Here is a 1,177-nt window from a genome sequence, read left to right on the forward strand (position 1 = left end):
GCCTCGACCAGCATCGCGGTCAGCCACTTGTTGCCGTGCTGCTGCTCGGGCTGATGCCGCTTGCCGGCCGACTCGAAGATCCCCGGCGCCAGACCGGCCCAGGAGGCCAGATGCGCCGCCGAGGGAAAGCGGGCCATGTCCCCGCCGGTCTCGGCCAGGATCACCTGGGCCACCTTGGGCCCCACGCCCGGGATGGTCTGCAGCAGCTCCAGCTGGTGCGCCCACGGTGTGCAGGCGGTGGCGATGACCTCGTCGAGCTCGGCGAGGGCGTCCTCGATCAGCTCCAGCCGGTGCAGCATGGTCCGCGCCAGCTGGGCGTGTTGGGCGGTGAAGTGCCCGGTCAGCGCCTCGACCAGCTGTGGCATCTTGATCCGCATCTTGCCCTTGGCCAGCTGCGCGAGCACCCGCGGATCGCGCTCCCCTTCGACCATCGCGGTCAGCATCGCCCGGGCCGAGACGCTGGTCAGGCTGGCCGCGACCGACGACAACTTGATCGAGGCGTCCTCGAGCATCAGCTCCAGCCGGGTCACCTCCCGGGTGCGGTCGGCCATCAGCTGCACCCGGTAGCGGGTCAGCATCCGCAGCCGGCGGATGTCGGGCGGTGGCACGAACGACGGGCGGATCAGCCCGTGCTCGAGCAGTTGGGCGATCCACTCGGCGTCCTTGACGTCGGTCTTGCGGCGCGCGACGGCCTTGATGTGCGCGGCGTTGACCAGCCAGACCTCCAGTACCTCTTCCAGGCAGTAGAACGCCGGCTTCCAGTACGTCGAGGTCGACTCCATCGCCGCGATCGTCACCCCGCGGTCGAGCAGCCAGTCGCGCATGACCTCCAGCGCGCGGGTGGTCGTGGGAAACGTCCGCGTCTCGCCACGCCGGCCGCCCGGGCCCGGCGTGCGCACGCAGACCGTCAGCGTCGCCTTGCCGATGTCCAACCCGGCGGCCCGCTCGTACAGCACCTCCACGGCAACCCCTCCCCTGCTCGCCACCGATCCGGTGTCGTCCGGAGGGCCCTCTGCCAGGACACAGACCCACGCGCTCACGGCAGCAATCAAGGGGCACCCGAGGGCCCCGCGCCATACACCTCTACGGGCTCACCCGCACCACTGTGCAACGACGTCGCCGGACCCCGACAGCATTCTCATCAGCAAGGGCAGCGATCAAGATCGCAACCGTTACA

Annotated in this window: 1 protein-coding gene; it reads right to left on the reverse strand. The window is 69.8% G+C overall.

What is annotated here, in order from left to right; all coding sequences use genetic code 11:
- Nucleotides 1–962 (reverse strand): IS110 family transposase (locus MY520_RS27875; RefSeq protein ID WP_436695948.1); only part of this gene is annotated, 962 nt, incomplete at its 3' end.
- Between the last annotated feature and the right edge of the window lie 215 nt (nucleotides 963–1,177).

This window comes from Geodermatophilus sp. CPCC 205506, from assembly GCF_051383635.1.
Classification (GTDB): Bacteria; Actinomycetota; Actinomycetes; order Mycobacteriales; family Geodermatophilaceae; genus Geodermatophilus.